The sequence below is a fragment of the Methylicorpusculum sp. genome, assembly GCF_030651835.1.
GTDB lineage: Bacteria > Pseudomonadota > Gammaproteobacteria > Methylococcales > Methylomonadaceae > Methylicorpusculum.
In genome coordinates this window covers 1-1,612 of sequence record NZ_JAUSBX010000014.1, presented here as the reverse complement: position 1 = coordinate 1,612, position 1,612 = coordinate 1, and the positions used below count along the sequence as shown (strand labels likewise).

Genomic DNA, 1,612 nt, shown 5'->3' with positions numbered 1-1,612 from the left:
AAGCACAAAACTGCTCGATAGCCGCCTGAATACCGGCCTGATCCAGACCGCATAAAGTCAGCAATTCCTCGCGGGTGCCTTGTTCGATGAAGGCGTCGGGCAGACCGATATTCAAGACTGGCATCAGGATTTTCTGGGCTTGTAAAAAGTCATTCACGCCGCTGCCTGCGCCACCGGCAATGACGTTCTCTTCAACTGTGACCAACACATCATGCGTTTTAGCCAGTTCCAGTATCAGGTTTTCATCCATGGGTTTGACAAAGCGCATATTGACCACGGTTGCGCCCAGATGCTTGCCCGCTTCTTCAGCCGGGGCCACCATGCTGCCGAAGGCCAGTATTGCGATACGGCCGCCTTCATGACGGATTTGTGCTTTGCCGATCGGCAGTCCGGTCAGGGCTTGATCGATCGCTACGCCCGGGCCTTTGCCGCGGGGATAGCGCACCGAGGCCGGGCCCGGGTGCAGAAAACCGGTGGTCAGCATTTGCCGGCATTCGTTTTCATCGGCCGGCGCCATGATCAGCATATTGGGCAGACAGCGCATGTAGCTGTAATCAAAGCTGCCCGCATGGGTCGGGCCATCGGGTCCGACCAGGCCGGCGCGGTCCAGCGCAAACAACACATCCAGATTTTGCAGCACCACGTCATGAATCAATTGATCGTAAGCGCGCTGTAAAAAGGTCGAATAAATGGCTACCACCGGCTTGGCACCCTGACACGCCTGACCGGCCGCCAGCGTCACCGCATGTTGCTCGGCAATCGCCACATCAAAATAACGCTCCGGAAAGCGCCGGGAAAACTCAACCAGGCCTGAACCTTCGCGCATCGCCGGGGTAATGCCCAACAGGCGAGAGTCTTGCGCCGCCATGTCGCACAGCCAGGAACCGAACACCTGGGTATAAGTCGGGTGCGGTGAAGGCGCCGATTTGGGCAGACAGTCTTTGGCCGGATCAAAAGCCGGAACGCCATGGTAAGCAAGCGGGTCTTTTTCCGCCGGCGGATAGCCTTTGCCTTTCTTGGTCACGATATGCAAAAAGCGCGGACCGGAAATCCGTTTCAGATTTTCCAGCGTCGACACCAGCATGTCCAGATCATGACCATCGATAGGGCCGATATAATTAAAGCCCAATTCTTCGAACAAAGTACCGGGTACAATCATGCCTTTCATATGCTCTTCGGTCTTGCGCGCCAGTTCCCAGACACTGGGCATGCTGCTCAAGACTTTCTTGCTTTCCTCACGCATCGACGAATACAACTTGCTCGATAAAATCTTGGTCAGATAATTGTTCATCGCGCCGACATTGGGCGAAATCGACATATCGTTATCGTTCAAAATCACCAGCAGATTCGCATCCAGAGACCCCGCATGGTTCATCGCCTCAAAAGCCATACCGCCGGTGATACTGCCGTCGCCGATAATCGCCACCATCTGCTTATTTTCGCCTTTCAGACTGGAGGCAATCGCCATCCCCAACGCCGCGCTGATTGACGTACTGGAATGGCCGACCCCGAACGCATCGTATTCACTTTCGGCACGATTAGGGAAGGCGCATATACCGTCCCGGGTCCGGATCGTCGTCATGCGGTCTTTACGGCCGGTCAGGATTTTATG

At 55.5% G+C, this 1,612-nt stretch carries 1 protein-coding gene; it reads right to left on the bottom strand.

Features of this window, described 5'->3' with window-relative positions:
- On the bottom strand, positions 1–1,612 hold a 1,612-nt coding region (gene dxs / locus Q7V32_RS02045; protein ID WP_304895327.1), incomplete at both ends, for a 1-deoxy-D-xylulose-5-phosphate synthase.